17 protein-coding genes and 2 pseudogenes are annotated in these 21,034 nt (G+C 72.0%); 9 read left to right on the forward strand and 10 right to left on the reverse strand.

Annotated features, from left to right (window positions below):
* Positions 1-115: 115 nt before the first annotated feature.
* From L6E17_RS23335 to sbnA, 7 genes are all read right to left on the reverse strand, one after another.
* On the reverse strand, positions 116-1,732 hold the full coding sequence (locus tag L6E17_RS23335) for an ADP-ribosyltransferase domain-containing protein (RefSeq protein WP_236242699.1): 1,617 nt from the start codon (positions 1,730-1,732) through the stop codon (positions 116-118).
* A gap of 112 nt (positions 1,733-1,844) precedes the next feature.
* The gene (locus L6E17_RS23340; RefSeq protein WP_236242700.1) at positions 1,845-2,507 is read right to left on the reverse strand and encodes a macro domain-containing protein; all 663 of its coding nucleotides are present in this window, start codon (positions 2,505-2,507) and stop codon (positions 1,845-1,847) included.
* Positions 2,508-2,826: 319 nt separating this feature from the next.
* Positions 2,827-2,952, reverse strand: a complete 126-nt coding sequence (locus L6E17_RS30700) for a hypothetical protein (RefSeq protein ID WP_268985531.1) — start codon at positions 2,950-2,952, stop codon at positions 2,827-2,829.
* 56 nt (positions 2,953-3,008) lie between these two features.
* Positions 3,009-3,467 carry an SRPBCC family protein gene (locus tag L6E17_RS23345; protein WP_236242701.1) on the reverse strand — a complete coding sequence of 153 codons (459 nt, stop codon included), beginning with the start codon at positions 3,465-3,467 and terminating at the stop codon, positions 3,009-3,011.
* Between the two features lie 224 nt (positions 3,468-3,691).
* Positions 3,692-4,999 (reverse strand): benzoate/H(+) symporter BenE family transporter, encoded by a 1,308-nt coding sequence (locus tag L6E17_RS23350; RefSeq protein WP_374109120.1) that lies wholly within the window; start codon positions 4,997-4,999, stop codon positions 3,692-3,694.
* The gene (locus L6E17_RS23355) at positions 4,996-6,198 is read right to left on the reverse strand and encodes a PLP-dependent aspartate aminotransferase family protein (RefSeq protein ID WP_236242702.1); all 1,203 of its coding nucleotides are present in this window, start codon (positions 6,196-6,198) and stop codon (positions 4,996-4,998) included. The genes L6E17_RS23350 and L6E17_RS23355 overlap by 4 nt, the downstream gene beginning before the upstream one ends.
* 341 nt (positions 6,199-6,539) lie before the next feature.
* Positions 6,540-7,502: a 2,3-diaminopropionate biosynthesis protein SbnA gene (gene sbnA / locus L6E17_RS23360; RefSeq protein WP_236242703.1), complete on the reverse strand. Its 963-nt coding sequence runs from the start codon at positions 7,500-7,502 to the stop codon at positions 6,540-6,542.
* Between the two features lie 757 nt (positions 7,503-8,259).
* Here sbnA and L6E17_RS23365 point away from each other — a divergent pair.
* The 4 genes from L6E17_RS23365 to L6E17_RS23380 all read left to right on the forward strand — a co-directional run bounded on the left by L6E17_RS23365 (position 8,260) and on the right by L6E17_RS23380 (position 12,710).
* Positions 8,260-10,533: a helix-turn-helix domain-containing protein gene (locus tag L6E17_RS23365; RefSeq protein ID WP_236242704.1), complete on the forward strand. Its 2,274-nt coding sequence runs from the start codon at positions 8,260-8,262 to the stop codon at positions 10,531-10,533.
* Positions 10,534-10,542: 9 nt separating this feature from the next.
* Complete coding sequence (locus tag L6E17_RS23370) at positions 10,543-11,100, forward strand: XRE family transcriptional regulator (protein WP_236242705.1); 558 nt, start codon at positions 10,543-10,545, stop codon at positions 11,098-11,100.
* Between the two features lie 139 nt (positions 11,101-11,239).
* The gene (locus L6E17_RS23375; RefSeq protein WP_236242706.1) at positions 11,240-11,656 is read left to right on the forward strand and encodes a hypothetical protein; all 417 of its coding nucleotides are present in this window, start codon (positions 11,240-11,242) and stop codon (positions 11,654-11,656) included.
* 262 nt (positions 11,657-11,918) lie between these two features.
* On the forward strand, positions 11,919-12,710 hold the full coding sequence (locus L6E17_RS23380) for an IS5 family transposase (RefSeq protein WP_236241954.1): 792 nt from the start codon (positions 11,919-11,921) through the stop codon (positions 12,708-12,710).
* On the opposite strand, the gene L6E17_RS23385 is transcribed toward L6E17_RS23380, so the two are convergent.
* Positions 12,667-13,212, reverse strand: coding sequence for a hypothetical protein (locus tag L6E17_RS23385; RefSeq protein ID WP_236241953.1), 546 nt, complete (start codon positions 13,210-13,212; stop codon positions 12,667-12,669). The genes L6E17_RS23380 and L6E17_RS23385 overlap by 44 nt on opposite strands.
* Positions 13,213-13,232: 20 nt before the next feature.
* On the opposite strand from L6E17_RS23385, the gene L6E17_RS23390 reads away from it, so the two are divergent.
* Complete coding sequence (locus L6E17_RS23390) at positions 13,233-13,652, forward strand: DUF6193 family natural product biosynthesis protein (protein ID WP_268985532.1); 420 nt, start codon at positions 13,233-13,235, stop codon at positions 13,650-13,652.
* A gap of 338 nt (positions 13,653-13,990) precedes the next feature.
* Here the strand turns inward: L6E17_RS23390 and L6E17_RS23395 are convergent.
* Positions 13,991-14,550 (reverse strand): annotated as a pseudogene (locus L6E17_RS23395) (DUF3291 domain-containing protein).
* Positions 14,551-15,078: 528 nt separating this feature from the next.
* Between L6E17_RS23395 and L6E17_RS23400 the strand changes: the two are divergent.
* Positions 15,079-16,230 carry a hypothetical protein gene (locus tag L6E17_RS23400; protein ID WP_236242708.1) on the forward strand — a complete coding sequence of 384 codons (1,152 nt, stop codon included), beginning with the start codon at positions 15,079-15,081 and terminating at the stop codon, positions 16,228-16,230.
* 695 nt (positions 16,231-16,925) lie between these two features.
* Positions 16,926-18,074: a cytochrome P450 gene (locus tag L6E17_RS23405; RefSeq protein ID WP_236242709.1), complete on the forward strand. Its 1,149-nt coding sequence runs from the start codon at positions 16,926-16,928 to the stop codon at positions 18,072-18,074.
* Positions 18,075-18,443: 369 nt separating this feature from the next.
* Here the strand turns inward: L6E17_RS23405 and L6E17_RS23410 are convergent.
* Positions 18,444-19,566, reverse strand: a pseudogene (locus L6E17_RS23410) (hypothetical protein).
* A 155-nt stretch (positions 19,567-19,721) separates the two neighbouring features.
* Here L6E17_RS23410 and L6E17_RS23415 point away from each other — a divergent pair.
* Together L6E17_RS23415 and L6E17_RS23420 are read left to right on the forward strand one after the other, a co-directional pair.
* On the forward strand, positions 19,722-19,862 hold the full coding sequence (locus L6E17_RS23415; RefSeq protein ID WP_236242710.1) for a hypothetical protein: 141 nt from the start codon (positions 19,722-19,724) through the stop codon (positions 19,860-19,862).
* Positions 19,863-20,000: 138 nt separating this feature from the next.
* On the forward strand, positions 20,001-20,738 hold the full coding sequence (locus L6E17_RS23420) for a VOC family protein (RefSeq protein ID WP_236242711.1): 738 nt from the start codon (positions 20,001-20,003) through the stop codon (positions 20,736-20,738).
* Positions 20,739-21,034 lie beyond the last annotated feature (296 nt).

Raw genomic sequence — 21,034 nt, forward strand, 5'->3', positions numbered from 1 at the left:
CGCCGCCCGGAGCGACCGCGGTACGGACCCGGCGGAGTGCGCGGACCGTGGAGCTCCAGCGGCTGGCACGCCGGTCGGGAATCGCCGCAGGGCTGCCGTACGGACGGGGCGCCGGTCAGGACACGAGGTGCGGCTCGTCCAGCTCGGTCAGTCTCACGGTGCACAGCCCGCCGCGCTCCGCCCTCACGTCCGTCACCTTCAGCCGGGTGCCCGGCAGCAGGAGGTACTCCTCCTCTCCGGTGAACGCGGAGAACCTGCGGATGCCGACGGCACGGGCCGGCGCCACCTCGAAGAGCGTCCGCCTCCCGCGGCCGCCGAGGAACGCCTGCGCCACACCGAGTTGCGACGTGCACGACGAGACGCCCCACCACGTCACGGTCTGCCCGAGCGGGTACTGCGCCCGCAGGTCCAGCGACACACCGCGCCAGAGCGGCGCCGTGCGGACGGGAAGCCCCGACACCGCCGCGAACAGCAGCCGCAGGTAGGGCAGGTACGGCACGATCCGCGCGCGGTCGGGGGAGCGCAGGACCGCGTTGATCTCCCGGTAGAACGCGGACTCGCAGGTGTACAGGTACAGCGCGGCGATCGCGTCGGCGGACAGTCCCGCCCCTGCCTCTTCGCCTGCCCTCCGCGTGCCGAACCCGTACGACCGCTGCACGTGTCCGCCGAGTCCGGGCAGCAGCTCCACGACCGGGGCGACCGCCTCCGGGAACCCCATGAGGGGGGTGTCGAAGACCCCGGTGACCGCGGGGAGGGCGAGCCCCTCGTCCTTGACGGCGGCGAGCCGTTCCACGTAGAGCTGGTGCAGCTCCATCGTGGTGGCGATGAAGGCGCCCATGCGCTGCGCGGTGCCGCCGTCCGCCCCGCCGGACGACTCGGTGTGCCTGTCCCAGCCCTTGCTCGGCAGCCAGTCGACTTCCTCCGCGCCCAGCGACGCGAGGGCCTCGTTCACGACCGCGAAGTGGTCGCCTTCGCAGAATATGTCACCCTGGGCCGCGGGGTTGGGGTGGTCGATGTGCCGGACGTCGACTCCGGGATACTTCTGCTGGAGCCGGAGGACCACCTTCTTCAGATGGCGGGCGTGAGCGCCCCACCACGCGAAGACCACACCCCGGTCGTCCTCGTCCGCGTCCTGCTTCGCCTTGAGGATCTCCTCCACGACCCGCTCGGCGACCGGTCGCCAGAAGGCGGTGTGCCGGTCGGGGCCCGCCGCCCCGCCGCTGCTCGCGGTGAGGGCGGCGTTGAGCAGCAGCACACCCTGCGTGAGCATGGCCTGGAACCACTCGGGCGGCTGGACGGTGTCCTCCTTGTCCAGCAGGGCCCGGAGGTCGGCTATCGGTGTCTTCTTGGGGATGCCGTACTTCCACATGGCCGCCGCCTTGATGATGCAGCGGATGCTGACGACCCTGCCGAACCGGCTGTCCTCCCAGTCGTGGAACGTGTTGTCGAACATCGCGATCCCGGTGGCGCTCTCCGGGCGCGGGTACGGGTTCTGCCCGAAGACGACCACCTTCCACTTGTGCGGCGGGTGCGGTTTGAGTGCCTGGAAGGTCAGCTCGCGTACGGGAACGACGTCCTGGCCTCGGCCGGGGCCGATGAACGCGGCCGCGTCCGGCTGGGCCTCGATGACCGGCTTGAGCAGGGGCAGCCACGGCTCCCCACCGCCTTCGAACAGCCCGGCGAGGGCCAGCGGGTCGAGCGGGTCGTTCTGGGAGGCAGGGGTCTCACTCATGTGCAGGGCTCCGAATCGTCGGACCGTACGGACGGCAAACGTGCTGGGCCAGATGGGCGGGCGCTCCGGCCGTCAGGGGGCGGCCGTCAGGGGGCGGCCGTCAGGCATGCGGTCAGCGGCGGCTGGGCCCGTGCACGGGCGGGGCTATGCGCACGCGCTTGTCCTCCGGTGCGCTCTCAAGGTCGTCGAGCTGGGCGAGGACCGTGCGGCGCAGGTCGTCGTAGTCGTCGAACGCGTGGTCCTGGAAGAGGGTGTAGCCGCTCCACATCAGGTTCGCGCAGACACGGGCCGGTACCCGGCCGGTTCGTGCCCCCATGCCGACCAGTGCCACGGAGGTGATGCTCCCCGGCGCCGCGTCGTTCTGCCGGTGGATCGCCTGGAACGCGGCCGCGCAGGCGAGGGCCACGTTGAGGGTCTCGCTGACGTTCTGCGAGGACGTCTCCATGGTGGGCGTCGAGATGAGGTACTTCGGTGACACCGCGCCGGACGGGACGCACACGGCGCCACCCACGGGGAGGTGCCCCGCGAAGTGGTCGCGGATCGCCCGCTGCACCCGCAGCTGGATGCCTGCGCCGAGGTACCGCCTGACGGCTGCGTCGACGCCGCCGTCCATCCGGCCGCGGGAGTTGGTGGGGCTGACCCACGCGTCGACCCGTTCGTCGAGGATCGAACCCCGGCGGATCTCGATCCCCGGCGTGTCGGCGAACGCCGCCCTCCACGCCTCCACGACCTCGCGGTTGACATCGGTCAGCACCACACGCAGCGCAGTCGGCACCCGGTCCACAGTCACTGTTCCCCTCCCAGGACGGTCGGTTGTCTCCACTGCTCAAGGACGCTACCGGGCGCCACTGACAACGCCGCTGACCTGCGGTAACGGTGACGCACAGTCATGGAATCCGGGCCGCGGGCCCTGTCGGCCCGCTGTCGGACGCCCGCGGATCACGACGCGCTTTCCCATGTCTCCCGGTGGCCGTGCGCCCTGCGCCTGACGTGCTCAGGGGCCTTCCACCACTGACGCGCGGAGACTCCAGTACTGCGGTCCCGCCCGCCCGTGACCGCCGCCTGCCCGCCGCCGAAAGAGCGCTGACAGAGCGTTACTTGGACGGCAGGACGGAGGTGAAGGCCACCCCTGCGTCGACCCATGCCGCCAGTGCGGCGCCCACGGCCATGCCGCCCCGGCAGAGGAAGGCCGACCCGCCGAACAGGTGCTTCTCCTCCACGTCCGGGCCCGCGCCCGACCGCTCACGGATCCGCTCCGCCGGCCCCTCGTCGTACGTCAGTGTCCCTCTCCGCCCTGCCGGACGAGCCTCGCTTCCAGGTCCCGCAGGTCCTTGGTGAGACTGCCGCGCACCTGCCGGGCCAGCAGCGGACCCGCGGGCCGGTAGAAGCCGCCGCCGCCCCGGACCCGGATCCTGGCCAGCGTGCCGCCCGGAGCCGTCTCGAAGGTGTACGTCACGTGCATCGGCATGGGGCCGGACACGGACACCATGTCCAGCAGCCGCGGCGGGTCGTGGGCCGCGACCCGCAGCACGTAGTCGATGCGGCGGCCCAGGAAGTACGCCGTGCGGGTGACCTCGGCGCCGGTCCCGAACCCGCCGCCGGGCGCCGGTGCGGTCAGCTCCGCCGTACGGATGCCCTGGGTCCACTCCGCGTCGTGCCGCCAGTCCATGGCGTACGCGGCGACCCGCTCGGGCGGCACGGGGATGGTGCGCTCCACGGTGACGTCGATCGTCATGGCACCAGCATCACCGCACCGGGCGCCCCGCGCCCGCCGCACCGCCCCGCTGGAGGGAGCAGCAGGCCGGCCCGGCCCTGCCTCCGCACAGGGTCGGGCCGACCCGCAGTCCCGGCCGTGCACCGTGCCCGGCCGGAACAGGAAAGGGCGATGACACCTGCCGACGCCCCCTGGCCGGACGGGATTCGCGCGTCCCGGCCGGCGCCGCCTTCGGCGGGACGGGCTCACGCCCGCTTGCGGAACCGGTGCAGGACGACATGCGCCGCCACACCGAACACCAGGCCCCAGAACGCCGAGCCGACACCGAAGAGGGTCACCCCGGAGGCAGTGGTGAGGAAGGTGATCAGCGCGGCCTCCCGGTCCTTCTCCTCCTTCACCGCGCCGCTCAACCCCCCGGCCAGCGCCCCGAACAGGGCGACGCCCGCGATGGCGGCGACCAGTTCCTTCGGCAGGCCCGCGAAGAAGAGGACGAGCGTGGTCCCGAAGGCCCCCACCAGCAGGTAGAACGCCCCGCACGCGACACCGGCGACATAGCGGCGCCCGGGGTCGCGGTGGGCTTCCGGCCCGGTGCAGATCGCCGCGGTGATGGCCGCGAGGTTGACCGCGTGGGAGCCGAACGGGGCCAGCACCGTGGACACCAGGCCCGTGGAACCGATCAGCAGCCGGTCCTTCGGCTCGTACCCGGACGCCCTGAGGACGGCCATGCCGGGCGCGTTCTGCGAGGCCAGCGTCGCCAGGGTCAGCGGCACCGCGATGCCGATGAGCGCAGCCGGAGAGAAGTCCGGCGCGGTGAGCACCGGCCGGGCCAGCTCCACCCGGTCCAGGTGCACGTCGAGGCGCGAGGTGACGGCCGCCGCCACCACACCCGCCCCCAGCGCGAGCAGCACCGCGTACCGGGCAAGCCAGCGCTTGCCCAGCAGGTACGCGACGAGGACCGCCCCGGCGATCCAGGGCGCCGTCTTCAGCGACGTGAACACGCCCGTCCCGAAGGTGAAGAGGATGCCGGCGAGCATGGCGGAGACGACCGCCGCGGGCACCTGCCGCATCAGCCGCCCGAACACTCCGGTCAACCCGACCAGCGTGATCACCGCACCGGTGACGACGAACGCGCCGACGGCCTCCGCGTACGAGTAGGCGCCGAGGCTGGTGACCAGCAGCGCCGCGCCGGGTGTCGACCAGGCGGTGATGACCGGTGTCCTGGTCCAGAGGCTGAGCCCGATGCACGTCAGCCCGCTGCCTATGGAGACCGCCCACACCCACGAACTCGTCTGCGCCGGGTCCAGTCGCCCGGCCGAGGCCGCGGCGAGCACGATGACCAGCGGCCCGGAGTACGACACGACGACGGCGACGAGACCCGCCAGGACCGCGGACAGGGACAGGTCGCCCCGCAGCCCGCGGCGCCCGGGAGGCGGCTGGGACGCCTGGCGCTTCCCGTCGTCGGCGCCGGACCCGGCGGCGGTGCCGGCGCCGGGGCCGGTGGCGCCGGGGCCGGTGGCGCCGGTGGTGCTGGTGCTGCTGCTCTCAGAGCTCAAGGTACGTCCTTCGCGGCACGCTCCAGCGCCTGTTCCAGGTCGGCGACGAGGTCCGCGGGGTCCTCCAGGCCGACCGACAGGCGGAGCATGTCCTTGGGTGAGGTGCTGTCCGGTCCCTCGAATGTGTAGCGGTGCTCGACCAGACTTTCCACACCTCCCAGGGAGGTGGCGCGAATGAACAGCTCGCAGTGCTCGGCCGCGCGCAGTGACCGCTTCCACGGGCCGGCGACGTGCAGCGACAGCATGCCGCTGTAGCCGCCGCCCATCTGGCGGGACGCCACCGCGTGCCCGGGGTCGCCGGGAAGCCCCGGGTAGGCCACCCGGCTGACCAGCGGGTGCGCGGAGAAGTGCTCGGCCAGGGCGAGCGCGGTGGCCGATATCCGCTGCATGCGCGGGAACAGCGTCCGTATCCCGCGCAGCAGCAGGTAGGCGTCCCACGGGCCGAGGATCGGACCGGCCAGGCGCCGGTGCAGGCGCAGCCGCTCCCACAGCTCCTGCTGCTCCGCGGTGGGGCGCGGACCGGCCACGAGGAGCCCCGCCACCACGTCGTTGTGGCCGTTGAGGTACTTGGTGCCCGAGTGCATGACCAGGTCCGCCCCCAGCGCGAAGGGGCGGGTGTGGACCGGTGTGGGCACGGTGTTGTCCACGGCGAAGAGCGCACCCGCCCGGCGCGCGATGTCCGCGCAGGCCGCCAGGTCCGTCACCAGCCATGTCGGGTTCGCCGGGGACTCCGCCCACAGCAGCGCCGTCGGTCCCTCGGCCACCGCGACCGCCACGGCGTCCAGGTCGTCCATCGCGACGGGGACGACGTCCAGGCCGCGCTGCGCCCCGAACTCCCGCAGCCACGTGGTGAGCCCGAAGTACATGGTGTGCGGCACCACCACCCGCGCCCCGGCGGGCAGCACCTGGAAGACCGCCGTCGCGGCGGCCATGCCCGAGGCGAAGACCAGTGCGTCCGAGCCTCCTTCGAGCCCCGCGACGACTCCCTCCACCTGCTCGTAGCCGGGCATGCCCTGGTCACGCAGGTACGCGAGCCCCGCGGGCATGCGGTACTGGTCGTCCCGGGCGAAGGTCGCGCCCATGCTGACGGGTGGCGGTACGGCACCGGTCGTGGGGCAGCGCCAGCCGTCGCCCTGCGCGGCGCGGGTCTCGGCCCGGTAGGCGCGGGTCCACGGCGTGTACCTCTCGCGATTGCTCATCAGGTTCCTCGATGTCGTTGCGGCGTGAGATCCCGGGGCCGGGGCCGCGGGAGTAGTGGAGGCGGCCGGTGCCGCAGCCGTGCGTCGGCGGACGGCAGGGCGGTTGCCGTCAGCGGACGGCAGGAGGGGAAGGCGGAAGCAGGCGTCCGGGCGTACGCCCTCCACCTGGCGGCGCGGAGAGGCACGCCGAAGGCCCTCGGCCTTCTGCGTCCGGCACATCGCGTATGCCCCGGCCCTCCACGGCGTGGAGTGCGTACGCGCGGCCGCAGATCACCTCGGCGGCCGCCCGCGAGACGTCCACCAGTGCAGCCGGCTCCCGTACGTCAGGTGATTCCCGTAGGTCATGTGCTTCCCGGGCAGCTCAGGCCCGGCCAGCGCGTCGCCACCCAGGTATCGTCGTAGACCGTGTCGAGATAGCGTTCACCTCCGTCGGGAGAAAGCGCCACCACGACGCTTCCCTCGGGAATCTCCTTCGCTTTCTGCTGCACCGCGGACAGCACGGTCCCGCTGGAGCCGCCGAGAAGGAGCCCGCGTTCCCTCGCGAGCGTCCTGCACATTTCCACCGTGCAGGCCTCCGGAATGACGACGACCTCGTCGACCTTCTTCTCGTCGAGGATCTCGGGGCGTCTGCTCGTGCCGATCCCGGGAATGTGGCGCCGCCCCGGCGGGCCGCCGAACGTGACGGACCCCGCCGAGTCGACCGCGATGATGCGGGTGGCCGGGCTGTGCTCCCGGAGGTACTCGGCGCAGCCCATCAGCGTCCCGGTCGTACCGGCCCCGATGAACGCGTAGTCCACGCGGCCGAGCTGTTCCATGATGGCCCGGCCGGTACGGTCCCGGTGGGCCCGCGGACCCGCGGGGTTCGCGTACTGGTTCAGCCAGTGGGTGTCGGGCTCCCGCAGCAGCCGGTCGCGGATGTAGTCGATACGGGACTGCAGGTAGCCGCCGTTGCCGTCGCGGATGTCGATGACGACGACCTCGGCGCCCAGCGCCCTCATCAGGCGCAGTGACGGGGCGTTGGCGTTCGGGTCCGTCACGCAGGTCAGGCAGTAGCCCTTGGCCGCGCACACCATGGCCAGCGCCACGCCGAGGTTCCCGGAGGTCGACTCGATGAGGCGGGTCCGCGGGAACGCGCGGCCCGACGCCTCCGCCTCCGCCACCAGGGCGACAGCCGTCTTGAGCTTCACCGAGCCTGCCGGATTGAGCCCTTCGAGTTTCACGAAGACGGAGCTACCGGGTGCCAGCAGGTCGACCCGGATGAATACGTCGTCCAGCACCAGGTCGTACACTTCTTCCGCTATCACGGGAATCCCACGCTCTTGAGTGCGGATATGCCAGTGGATTGCGCAGGCCGACATACAAGGGCGCATGGATGAGAACAGCTGCACCGGTCGCGTGCAGCCGCGCAGAAGAGTTCACTTCCCCCGTTCGCCGCCATGACGCCCCCGTCGCGGCGATGTCAGCATCACATGGGGCCGTCCACCGCGTCCAGAAAATTTGCCGGGCAATGTCGTTCCGAATTGAACATTCCGCGTGGATTTCCGCATTCCGCACGACGATTGCCCTCCGCGGGGACGCCCGCGCGCCGACACCCCCGCACGGCGGGCCGCGCCCGCGTCCACCAAGATCGCCTCACGTGCGAGGCCGCACCGCGGGACGCCGAGCCCGCCGGCCGGCAGGGGGCGCCCACCACCGGGCGGCGTCCCCAGCCGACGGCTCCCGGGAACGGCGGGACCCGACGACCCCCGCCGCCACCCGAGCGGGACGCGCCCCGTGGCGCTCGACGCGGCGGCCCCGGACAGCCTGGCGCACCGCCGCGCCCGCGCAGGGCCGCGAGCTTGCCGAACACCGAGCCGTTCCGCAGCGCCTGTCGAGCCGGTCGCATGCAGCCCGCCGCCCCGCCGCCCCGCCGCCCCGCCGCCCGCTGTTCCGCACCGAACAGGACGGTGAAGCCGGTCGGCACCACCCGCCCCACCCGTACGCAGGAAGGCCGCGGTTCGTACGCTTGTCGTACGCGATGTGTACGGTCGTGCACGGTAGCCTGAGCCCGGGAGGTGCTCCATGTCGGAGTTGTTCGACGCCGTCGACGCCCTGCTGGCGTCCCGCGCCCCGCTGCCGCCGCCCGCGGAGCGGAAGCGGTTGCGCACGGCGCACGGGCTGACCCTGGACGAGGTCGCCGCGGCACTCCAGGTGCGCCGTGCCACGGTCAGCGGCTGGGAGTCGGGCAAGACCGAGCCGCGCCCACCGGAGCGCGACGCGTACGCGCGGCTCCTCGAAGGGCTCGCGAAGCTCTACCCCGCACCGGGCAGCACCGGCGCGGGGGAGGAAGGTCCGGAGACGGACGCCCACGCTCCGACGCCGACACCGCGGGCCCGCGACCTGCCTCCACACCAGCCCTCTGACGCCGCGCCCACGCTCCCCGCTGACGCCGACGACGCCCCGCCCCGCCATGCCCGTCCGGCCCCCGCGGCCCACACCACCGGGCCGCCCTCCCCGCGCCACCCGGACGCGGGGAAGACCGCGTCGGCCCGCGCCCCGAAGCCCACCCGCACCGGAACCCGTGGAGCGGCACCCGCCGCGGCCCGACCGGACGGCACCGACCCCCTTTTCGAGAACGGGCCCCTCGCGGTCGTCGACGCCGAACCGGACGGCCGCGTCCTGGCGTACTGCACCGGCGGACTGGTCCTCGACGTACCGGCCGGCACCCTCCCGGCCCTCGTCGAATGGACCCTCAAAGAGGCCAGACTCGGACAGCCGAAACTGTCCGGCCCGGGCAAGCCGGCCGACCCGCTGCTCGTGCTCACCGAGACCGCGCTGGAGCACTACGGCCTGCCCGCCGCCCTCGATGACGAGGAGCGGCTGGCCGGACGGATCCCCGACGGCCACCAGGCCGTCAGGCAACTCACCCGCGCCGACTGGAAACTGACCAAGCGGGGCTTCGGCCCCTGGGCGCGGATCTACCGCCCCGCCCAGGGCTCGGACCGCCAGTGCGTGCAGCTGTGCATCCCGTCCTGGCACGCACTCGACGCCCGCCACTGGGGCCACGCCGCGCAGCTCCCGCCCCCGGACCTCGCCCGGGTCCTGGGCGTGTATGCCTCCCGCGTGATGACGCCGCGCGGCTCCACGGCCGTCACCGGCCTGGAGCTGATGACCGCGCTGCACCCGCCGACCCGGGCCGTGCGCGACGGGAGCGGCGGCTTCCGGCAGGCCGAAGGCAAGGCGCCGGGCTCCCTGGGTACGGACCCGGTGGACCCGGCGCCCTGCGAGGCCCCGGACGGCCACCCGCTCCTGGCCGACCTGCCGCGCTTCCACGTCCGCGGGCCGGCGGAGAAGCTCTTCGAGGAGGCGTACGACTGGGCGCGGCCGCTGACCGACGCCGAATGCGCCCTGCGGCACCTCGTCGGCATCGACGTCAACATGGCCTTCGCCGCAGGGGCCAACGGCCTGGTCGTCGGCCTCGGCGCGCCCACCCGCGTCAAGAGCCCGGCGTTCGACGCGAAGCTGCCGGGCTCGTGGCTGGTGGACCTGTCCCACGTCGACCTGTCCCGGGTGAGGACCGGCAAGGACACCTGGGCGGACCTCGACGCGCGCCTGCTGCCCAGCCCGTTCACGCCGACGGGCGACCGCCCCGAAGGCCCCGCCTGGTACGCGACGCCCACCGTGGCGTACGCGGTGGAGCTGGGGTACGACGTCGCGCCGCTGGAGGCGTACGTCCGGTACGACAACGGCCGCTACCTCGACGCCTGGTACCAGCGGCTGCGCGACGCCTACCTCGCCACGATGGCCGACCTGGGCGTGCACGCGGACATGGCGCCGGCGGACTTCCTCACGGCGATGGCCGGCTGCAAGGAGCGCGACCCGGACCTGGCCGCCGTCGTCTCCGCGATCAAGGCGACGGTCAAGGGGGGCCTCGGCAAACTGCGCGAGCGGCCCCGCGGCGAGGGCTGGCGGCCGGGCCGGCCGTGGCGGGCACTGGAACGGCCCACGTGGCGGCCGGACATCCGCGCGGCGGTCATCTCCCGCACCCGCGTCAACCTGCACCGCAAGATCGTCAAGCACGCCGCGTTCACCGGGCAGTACCCGGTCGCGGTCCTGTCCGACTGCGTCGTGTACGCCGCCGCCGGGCCGTCGCCGCTGGACTTCCTGCCGTACCGGGACGGCAAGCCGCTGCCCGGCGGCTTCAAGCTCGGCGTCAACCCCGGCCTCGTCAAGCACGAAGGCACGCAGAGCGTCCTGTGGGGCGAGGAGGTCCGCGACCGGTTCGACGCCCCCGAGCTGAACCTCGCCCGGTACATCAAGGACGGCACCGTCACCGACGCCGACAGCGGAGAGTAGGAGGAGGCGATGAGCCTGTTCGGGGACGGCCTGGAGGCCGCCGTGCAGAAGGCGTTCACCCGCCCGGCGCCCAAGAGCGCGCCCGCGCAGATGCGGTACCTCGTCAAGCAGCTCAAGAGCACGAAGGCGGTCGCCCGGATGCTGCGGGTCTCCCAGCGCACCGTCGAGCGGTACGTGAAGGACCAGATCAAGAAGCCGCGCCCCGACCTCGCCGCGCGGCTGGAGCACGAGGTGAAGAAGCGGTGGCAGCCGCAGGTCCGGGCCCGGGCCCGGCGGCAGGCGGCGACCACCACCGGCATCGTCATCGACACCCGCGCCCGTATCGGCTACACCGCGCCGATCGGCTCCACCGACGACAGCCGCATCCGGCACCTCACCGTCGCCCTGCCCCCGCGCCACGCGGCCCGCCTCTTCGCCGCCCAGGAAGCCGGCGCCGACGACCGGGAGCTCAACGAGATCGCCGCCGACGCGCTCCGCCAGGTGTACTTCCAGGACGACGGCCGCCGCGCCGGCCAACTGGAGGAGGTCCGCTTCACCGACATCGAACACCTGGAGTTCGACCTGTGATCCCCGCGCCGCGCGCCGACCGCTGAGGCGGCTCGCGAGCCGCAGCACGATGGCTGCCGCACAGGCAGGCTTGTTGTCACCTGCGGGTCGTTGGAGCCGCCCATCCCGGAAATCAGCGGCTCGGGCACAATCAGGAGCTGTGCCCGCCCCTCCTGATCCTTTTGTCCTGTACCCCGATGTAGCGGCCTGCGGCAGCCTCGCCACAGCGCTCCGGGCCGAGGCGCAAGCCGGCCTCACCGGTGATTCCGTCACGTCGCCGGACTTTGACCCGCTGCTCCACGCGACCGTCACAAGCATGCTGCCGCACCGCGAGCCGCTGCAGATCAGCGCCTGGTCGCACGAGCGGCGATGGGCGATCCGCGGCACGGAACCGTTCCAGAGCCTGTCCCTCATCGATGGCAGGACGGACGACCTGGCGGAGGTCGCCAGGGCCGCCCGTGCCTGGCACGACGGGGCGGCCCTGAACGACATTCGCAAAGCGGTGCCCTTCGTGCACCTGACCGGCCGGTTCGAGGTGCCCGATCTCGATTCCGCACGTCTGGTGGAATCTAAGTAGCTGTTGTCGTTCCGATCTTGAGGGGTGGGCGTCGAACGGGAGTCTCGATCGGGTGATCGCGGCCGGCCGTGGGCATGAAGGCAGGGCCTCTTGGTAGCTCGGGGTTGCGAAGCCGACCGAGATCCAGGAGACCCTGTTGCCGCAGTTGTACGTGCTCGCGCCGGTGGAGTTCAACTCGGCTGCTCCGTCGTGTGATTGCGTCGCTCACCGGTTCGGGAATGCCGCCGATCACCCGGAACGTGTTCGGAGGTATCCCTCGGACATGACGGACGCGGAGTGGGCCGTGGTCCGGCCACTCCTGCCGGTGCCGGGCTGGCTGCGGGGCCGGGGCGGGCAGCCGGAGGCGTACTGCCACCGGGCGATACTGGACGCGATCCGCTATCTCGTGGACAACGGCGTCAAGTGGCGTGCTATGCCAGCCGACTTCCCGCCGTGGGACCGGGTCTACGCCTTCTTCCGCCGCTGGCGCGACCACGTACTGGTCAGGGAGTTCCACGACCGGCTGCGCGACCGGGTCCGCCGGAAGGCGGGCCGGGATGTGGAGCCGACGGCCGGTGTGATCGACTCGCAGTCCGTCAAGGCAGACGCCGTCGTCGGTGCCGACAGCCGTGGCTTCGACGGCGGCAAACTGGTCAACGGCCGCAAGCGGCACGTCGTGGTCGACACCCTCGGCCTACTGCTGGGCGTCATGGTCACAAGCGCGGACATCGGAGACCGTGCCGCCGCGAAGGTTCTGCTCGCCCAGGTCGCCGACGCCCGCCACCGGCTGGAACTCGTCTGGGCCGACGGCGGCTACACCGGCAGCCTCGTCGGGCACTGCCTGGCCGCGTTCGCACTGGTTCTGGCGATCGTCAGACGCAGCGATGACGTCAAGGGGTTCGTGGTGCTGCCCAAGCGGTGGATCGTCGAGCGGCTCTTCGCGCACCTGATGCGAAGCCGCCGCCTGGTGCGCGACTTCGAACGCCGCACCACCAGCGCCGAGGCGATGGTCTACTGGTCGATGACCATGATCATGACCCGCCGTCTGGCCCGGCCACACTCCGTGCGAGGGTGAACCGGCCCGGCGCGGACTCGGCCAGCCAGCCGCGCGCGACCAGCCGCTTCGCCTTCGACCGCAGCGCCTCCACCTTGGCCGGCACCGCGTCCAGGCCGAACAAGACAGCCATCTCCTGGCAGGTCACAGGCCCTTGGTGGAGGCGATGCCGGTCCGCGAGGGCCTGCAGGATGCGCTGGTAGTCCATCGACAGAACGGACACCTCCAGCCCCTCACGCCACACCGGCACCTGCGACTTCGGCTTCGCCGCCATCGACACCGATGATGCCTCCCCTGCCTGCCCCTGGGCCGGCACTGCCCGTTCGGTCCGGGCGTAGTCCTCGGTCTCGTCCACCGGACCCAGCACCTCGCCGACCCGCGAGCGGGCGATGACCCACTCCTTCCATTCCCGCTCGGCCACGACCAGCTCGGCCTGGACGCGGTCGGCCTCCTCCCGCAACTCGTCCACGCGACGGCGAGCACCCAGCTCACGCTGTTCGAGCAACCCCACGACCGACGGCATCCACGGCCTCCCCAGGAACGATGACACGACAGGCCACCCCTCCCACGGGAGCACCGAACCTATGCCTGACCAGCGAAAACACCGCCCTCAGGTTCGGTACGACAACAGCTACTAAGTGGCAGAGCATGCGCGTAGAGGCAGGCGCGTTGGGCTACGCCTGGCAGGAGACGTACCAAGCCCTGATCGAGGCGGCGCACGCCGAGCCGGCGCTTCGTGCCCTCTACCCGTTCACGAGCCACTGGGTATTGCGCTTCTCGACCACCACCCGCCCCCGTCTGACCGCCGTCGGACCGTGCCTGACCGCGGGCAGCGACGGCACGTACGGGGTGGGGACAGGGTTCACTCCGGACCTTGGCCTGTTCGCCACAGCGCACGAGGCCGTGGCGGTGGCGATGCGCCATATGCCGTCCGGTCTCGGCCCGGTCACGCTTGGCGGATGACGTTGCCCGACAGAGGAGCCGTGTGGGTGCCAACCACCGCCCGCATCTCCTTGGCGCTGGTGACAGAAGAGCTGCCGAATGAGCGCATGTGACAAGTCGGATGCCTCGCGTATGACAACCAGGCTGCCTCGGTGGTTCCCATTCGCCAGTCATCCGGTCCTGCTGGTGACACCTCCTGAGCTTCGGCTCCCTTGCGAGCCGAAGCACGATGGCTGCCGCACAGGCAGGTTTGTCCTCGCCAAAGACCGCGCAACGGACTCCGCCCGGCCGACCCGGCGATGTCCGCCCCGCCTCCTCAAGACGTTCGCCCAGCGAACCCAGCCCGTCAGGGGGCCGAGTCAGCGGACCCGGCCCTTCCCCCCGACCCCTTCGAGCCTGGTCGGGGCTCCACCCGGATCGAACGAGTGGCGGAAGGTGAAGGCGTACGGTGCACAGCCGTGGTCGTGGAGGTGCTCCAGCCTGGCGACCCCTTCCTGCCAGGTGGGTGTCGAGCCTTCGGTGACCCACCAGAACACGTGACCCGGGTGCGCCGTCCTCTCGAACCAGTCGTGGCGCCTGTTGAGGCCGCGCGGTGCAGACCGGTGTGGACGGAGTCGAAGGCGGATCGCAGGTCGGTCCAGAGCGAGAGGGGCGCGGCCAGGGCCGTGGTCCCCACGGTGCGGCCTTTCCCGTACCAGCTCGGAACAGCGAACTCCCCCCATTCACCCCAGTCCGCGTCGAAATCCGTCCGTGCACCCAGGCGGCGATCCGCCGCTTCGGCACGAGCGACATAGCCGGGGTGCCGGCTCATCTCCCGGTAGACGGCCTCACCGCTCTCATGGAACTCCCGCGTCAGGCGTGCGGGATCGCTGAGGGCCGACTTCAGGACGCCGAACGTGTACAGGGCAAGATGGGACATACGTTTCTCCCTGGCTGGGTGGGCCTGGTGGGGGGAATGCCTGACGGTCTCGCCGTCGAAGCGTGGACTCGGTTCGATGGCCTTCCGTCGGATGGGAGTCGTGGGGGCGAGCGACCAGCCCGAGGAACCCCAACGCGACGGTGGGCGCCGCCGAATGACAGGGGACGATAGCTACCTCCGCACACCCTGTCGAAGTTGCGTCTTCCCCCTGCGCATGGCCTCTTGCGGAAGGCCTCGCGGGTCCCGGGCGGTGCCGGCTGTACCGGTCCGCGCCTGGCCCGGACGACCGCAACTGCGCGCAGCAACCCGCACCTCCCTGACCGCGCCCGTCTCCGCCGCCCGGGTCCGCAAGCCGCCCCTCAGGGCGGTCCGCTGCCGGCGCGTACAAACCGACGTCCGCCCCCGAGGACACCCTGCCCCTGCCCACGCGGTGCGGCGGAGGCGGCAGGCCGCGAGGGGGTGTTGCGGCGACGCGTTTCATGGCATGCTCCCGGCCATGATCGAGAGAATCGAGTCCGCCGTCCGCCGATGAGCGCGACGACCGGGACGACACCGCCCGGACTACCGACACCCCTGTTCGACCACGCCCTGCAACTCCATCGACTCTCGCCGGACAGAGCCCTTCCACGCGACGGGGAACCCTACCCGGACGACCTCTCCCACCGGCGACGGCGCGGTCCGAAGGTCCCCGAGGACCGGCGCTCAGCCGGCAGGGAAGCGGCACTCATCCTCGACGCGCACTTCGCCCGCGCCACTGCCCAGCCGCATGAACTGGCCGACGCCTTCCACACCGTCCACGTGCCGATACACCCGAACGAGCACCTGAAGGCAGCGGCCGAGCGGGCGGACGAAGACCGCGCTCGCGCAACGGGCCGGTGGCTGGTCCGGTACGCAACCGATCGCTGCTCGGCCACCGTGGGGCTCGCCCTGGTCGCCGCCGTGGGAACACCCGACGACTTCCCGCTGATCCGGACGATCGGGTTGCTCTCCCACCGCTTCGGCCCCCTGGCGGCGCACGCCCTGGAGAGCCGGCCAGGCGGGACCGAGGCCCTGCTCTGGCTCGCCGAGCGGGTGACCGGCTGGGGGCGGGTCTACGCCCTCGAAGCGCTCTGCCGACTCGACGACCCCGCCGCCCGGCCCTGGTTGCTGCGCAGGGCCTGCGATGGCGACTTCCTCAACGGATATTTCGCCGGCAAGGTCGCCGGCGCCGCGCGTCTCCACGAGGCGCTCGGAAGCCTCGGAACCGACAGTGAGACGTTCGACCACACTGGCCGCCTCCTCCACGCGATGAGCGACTGCGGAGGAATGGGGCTCACTCTCGCCCGCTACCCCCATTCCGGGAAGGTCCTGGAGGCCCACGCCCGCCACGCGGGCTCCTTCAGCCCGACCCGAGAGCGCTACTTCACCCTGGCGCTGCTCGCCCACCACCTGACCACGAGTCCCCCGGAGGAGGCCGGGTGCAGCGCGGCGCAGCAGAAGGCCCTGCGGGAGAGGTACGTTTCGGTGCTCGACCAGGAGGAGTGGGTCCGCACCGCACGCGCCGGCCTCGCGGAGGAGGACCACAGGATGCTGTGGCTCGCGGAGTACCAGGTACCGCAGCTCCGGCTGCGCGCGTTCCCCGACCGGGCACCCGCCGCCGGAGCGCAGCACACGCCGGCAGCAGACGGCGCCGACCAGTAGGCAGGTCCCAGGCGCCTGCCGACAGGAGAGCGACCCCCGGTCACCTGCCGCCAAGGAGGCAGCACGCAGTCACCCTGCCGACGGGAAGGCGGTGTCCCGACGCCGCGCCGCCTCCGAGGCCCCGTCGCCGCGCCGGAACCGGAACCGCGAACGGCGGCGACACCGCATCACACCGGCTTCGCCCCCGAGCATCACCGCAGTTTTGGCCGGTTCCGGCAGTTCACCCGGTTCCGGAGGGGAAGTGCCGTCACGGCTTGGGAGCGCCCTGACGACCGGCCGGTCCACCGGTGAGCCGGCCAGGCACGGCGGCACCGGCGGCAGGCCGCGGAGCAGCCGTACCGCCACGACAACCCTCAGGGCACCGACCACCAAGGAGGACGACGATGTCATGGGTGACCAGCAGCCTTCGGGCGCTCAGCGGTGAGATGCGCGCGCGGTGGCACGGGTACTTCGTCGGCTACGGGCGAGAGGACTGACGTCCCGCAGCCGGAGGAGGCACACGACTGACCGATGAGGAGGACAGCCGCAGTGTCATGGATCAGAAGAAGCCTTCGCGCGCTCAGCGGTGAGGCGCGTGCGCGCCGCAGCCAGTACGGCAACAGGTACGGGCGCACCACCTGACCCATTCCGCACGGGGAGGGGACGAGCGGCTGCACCGCCGGGCGTCCCGTCCTCCGTCAGAGGGGCGGACGCCCGTGTTCCTGGACAGGAAGAGCCTGTGGCCGCATCTGCGGCGGTGGGAGGAGCAGGCCGCGGACCATGACGGTCCGTTCCGGCTCCGCTTCGGCACCCTCTTCGTGGCCGATGCCGACACGGCCCGGCGTGTACTCGTCGACCCGGCCGGCGCCTATCTTTCCCAGTCCGGGTTCTTCCGCCTCGGACAGAGGACCTTGCCCGAGGCGGTCCGCACGGAAGCCTCCCGGGAACTGCGCGGGGTGCTGGCCCGGCACGACCTCCCGTCATCGTTCGACCCCGCTTCCGCTCTCGGCGAGGCAGGTGACGGCCGCGGCCGTCTGCGGCACCAACGCTGGGGCGTCGAACTGGTCCGCCGGTACTTCGCCCCCGCCATCGCCCACCGGCGGCACGCCGAGATCAACGCCCTCGTCGACGCCTACGTCACGTCGAGCGTCGTCCCCGACGACATCGTCGGCCACGTGCTGAGACGGCCGCACCGCACGGTCCCCGCTGTCCGCGCCGGACTCGCCGAACACTTGGGCCGGCTGCCGCCACCGGAGGGCGCAGCTCAGGACCTGGTCGACCTGGTGCTCCGCCTCCCGGGGGGCCTGTCCAGGGGCGACCGGGCACAGGTGCTGCAACGGCTCGTCCTGTCCACGGTCGGCTTCACCGGTGTGGCCCTCGAATGGGTGGTGCTGCTCGGCGTCCGGTACGGCTACGGCACCCCGGAGGTACGGCGAGACGACATCCACCGGCTGGTCAGGGAGGTGCTGCGCCTGTACCCGACCGCATGGCGCCTCCTCCGGGTGGCCGCCGCCGACCACGACCTGGCGGGCGTCCGGGTGCACCAGGGCGAACACGTCCTGATCGGCACGCACGCAATGCACCGGTCGCCGGCCGTGTGGGACGGCCCGCTGGACTTCCGCCCGTCCCGCTGGGAGCAGCCGACCGACGACCAGCGGCGCTCCTACCTCCCCTTCGGGAAGGGCGCCGGCATGTGCCCGGCCGGTGGCTTCGCGGTGAGGGCCCTCGAACACCTCGGCCACGTCCTCCTCCGCGGACACTCGGGTCACGTACTGCTGCGCAACCGAACCCCGCATGTCCGCACCCTGCTGGCCCCACCTGCCGGGTGGACCCGCCTCACCCCCACCACGCCACCCGAGTGCTGAACAGGCCGCCACGGCTCTCCCGGCTCCGCCACGCACCCTCGCCGCAGTGCCAAACGGTGCGGGAGCAGGCCCACGTGCCCCCAAGGCACCGTGCCGACTGCGTCCGCCCCGACACGGTGCGGGCGGGCAAGAGGCATGCCTCCCGGAGGAACCGAGCCTCCCCGCGCCGCCGCGGAATGCACCGCACCCTCCCGCACGAGGCCGGCCGGCCGTGCACCAGCAGGAAGCCGGAGTCCTACCACCGTATGACCACGTGGCTTTGCTCCGAGAACGAGCAGCAGATAGTCACCACTTCGGGAGGCACCAGCTTCTGGAGCTGTTCGACTGCGGCAGTTGCGGAGAGCGACCAGCAGCCTGTTCGGCCGTCGGCTAGAAGAGGCCGGTGCGCATGTGGTGTGTGAGGTTCTTGAGGATGTCACTCAGCCACGGGCTGCGGACGGCCGGCAGCCGGACCAGGGTGTGCCGGAACACTTCCGGATCGGCCCGGAACAGGTGACGGGGGCGCAGCGCGGGAGGGTCGATGTCGTCGTGGAGGACGCCGGCGGGCAGGGTGCCCGATGCGGGGACGGGCAGGTCCGACTTGGGGAAGGCCAGCCGCAGCCACACTCCGAACGGCAGCGGCACCAGGTACGGTGCCGGGTCGGCTGGGGCCCAGGTCTTCCCCGTCTGAGGATGGGACGGCACAAGCAGGATGGGGGGCGTCTGCGCTGGGAGCCGGCAGACCCGGTCCCGCCAGGGCGGCGCACCGCGCCTGCGGGCCCGCGGGCAGCAGGGCGTCGAGCGCGCGTTGGAAGACCTGCCCGACCAAGCCGTCCGGGACGATCACCGGTCGGCCCTCCGAGGCCGCCAGCAGGTGGGCGAGCGCCTGGCCCGCCGCGGCCTCCCATTGCGGACTCCACGACCACCGGTAGTTCGACCAATGGCCCGCCGCCACCCGTGACCCCCAGGTGGCGATCGGCTCGAAGGGGGGCGTGCCTTCCCCTTCCGCCATCAGCTCTTCCCAGGGGAGCGGTGCGGCGTCGGCGCCGTCGAGGGGAAGGCGGCGTACAGCGTTCGGGGCGAGCCACATCGCCTGCCAGAGAGAGCAGTCGTCGATCCGGCTCGCTACGGGCAGGGCACACTCCGCGCAGGCCGCGTTGGGGCCGTCGGCCCCGTCGAGGCCGCAGCAGTAGCCGCCTCCGCGATTGCCCGGGATCAGCGCGGTGCCGTGGGCGTCGCCGGGCGCGATGACGATCGCGCCAGGTGCGCCGTCGGAGAGGGCGTACACCGGCGCGTAGACACCGCGGGCAGCCGCCTCGTCCGGATGGAGTTCCTCCCACCTCCGCCACGGTGGCCCCCAGGGCTCCGGGTCCACGGCGAACGTGCCCGGCTCCATGAGTACGGGGAGCTGCAGCCCGTTCCCGTACTTCTGATGGGCGTGGGCCGGCAGCGCGACCTGGGACAGCGGGGTGGTCAGCTTGGAGCCACAGCCGGCACACACGAAAACGAACAAGCACCCTCCGTAAGCGAGGCAGGGGCATCGTCGCAGCTCAGCGGCGGGCTGATCAACGTTTTTTCGCTCGCTGCACGAGACCGTGAAACGCCACGGTGTGTGACGCCGTCACCGTTTGAATCCTGGGTGTGCGAGGTGCCTCCCGGAAGTGGTGAATGGCTGCTGCCCGTTCTCGTGGGCAAAGCCACTCCGGGAGAACGACGAGGGCCCTGCTGCGCGTCGCGGGCGCCGCCGTCCACGACGCCTACCGCGCCAACTCCCTGACTATGCGCCCCCACACCACCCTCAACGGCTGACACCGCCCGTCCGCGCCGCTGCCTGCTGCCCGCTGCCCGAGGCCCGTTGATCCCACGCGGCCACGCGTATGCCCCAGCCCGGCCGGACGTGGTGGTTCCTCGGAGGCCCGGGCGAAGTCGGACTCTAGGATCTGCGGCATGGCAACGAGACTCGTACAGATCAACATGAAGGCCCTGGACGATGCCGCGCTCGGCCGGTTCTGGGCGGACGCACTGGGTTGGACCATCGACAGCGAAGCGCCCGGCGTGACCAACCTGGAGCCCCCGGATTTCGCCTACCCCGACCCCGCGGCGGTCTGCATCGACATCATCGCCCGCCCGGAGCCGAAAACGGTGAAGAACCGGGTGCACATTGATCTGGCGACCACCTCGACGACCCATCAGGAGCAGGTGGTGGCACGCCTGAAGGAGCTCGGCGCGACCCTCGCCGATGTGGGCCAGGGCGATGTCCCCTGGACGGTCATGGCCGATCCGGAGGGCAACGAGTTCTGCGTCCTGGAGCCCCGCCCCGTCTACCAGGACACCGGGCCGATCGCCGCGGTGGTGGTGGACTGCGCCGACCCGCGCGGGATGGCCCGGTTCTGGGGGGAGGCGATGGACTGGACGCTGCACGAGGTCACCGACGACCACGCGGTCATGCGGTCCGCGCGAGGCGTAGGCCCGTACCTGGAGTTCCTCCGCACGCCTGACACCAAGAGCGTGTGGAACCGCGTCCATCTCGATGTCAGCCCCTACCCCGGTGACGACTCGGCGGCCGAGGAAGCCCGTCTGCGCGCCTTGGGCGCCACCGATCCGGGAATCGACCAGTCCTCCGTCCACTGGAGGATCCTGACCGATCCGGAAGGCAACGAGTTCTGCTTGCTCAGCCCCCGCTGACCGGTGGCGGCGGCGTCGGCCAAGGCAACGTCGGCCAAGGCTACGCCGGCCAAGGCGGCGTCAGCACAGGGCAGTGCGTGCGTGTCCGCCGTGAGATACCAGCGTCTCCGGTGCGGCCGGCGACTGCCCGGCCCCCCGCGGCAGTCCTTCCCCCTCGCCCCGAGGGCGCCTGGCAGGGCCTGGCCCGCCGCTTCACACCGGCACGTCGGGCAAGGGGGCCGGCCTCCTAGGATGGTGGCGTCGTGACGACCGTCTGGGGGGCTTGTGCGAGACGTGCTGATGGGGGGCCGGTACCG

Source organism: Streptomyces sp. CC228A (assembly GCF_021390935.1).
Lineage (GTDB): Bacteria > Actinomycetota > Actinomycetes > Streptomycetales > Streptomycetaceae > Streptomyces.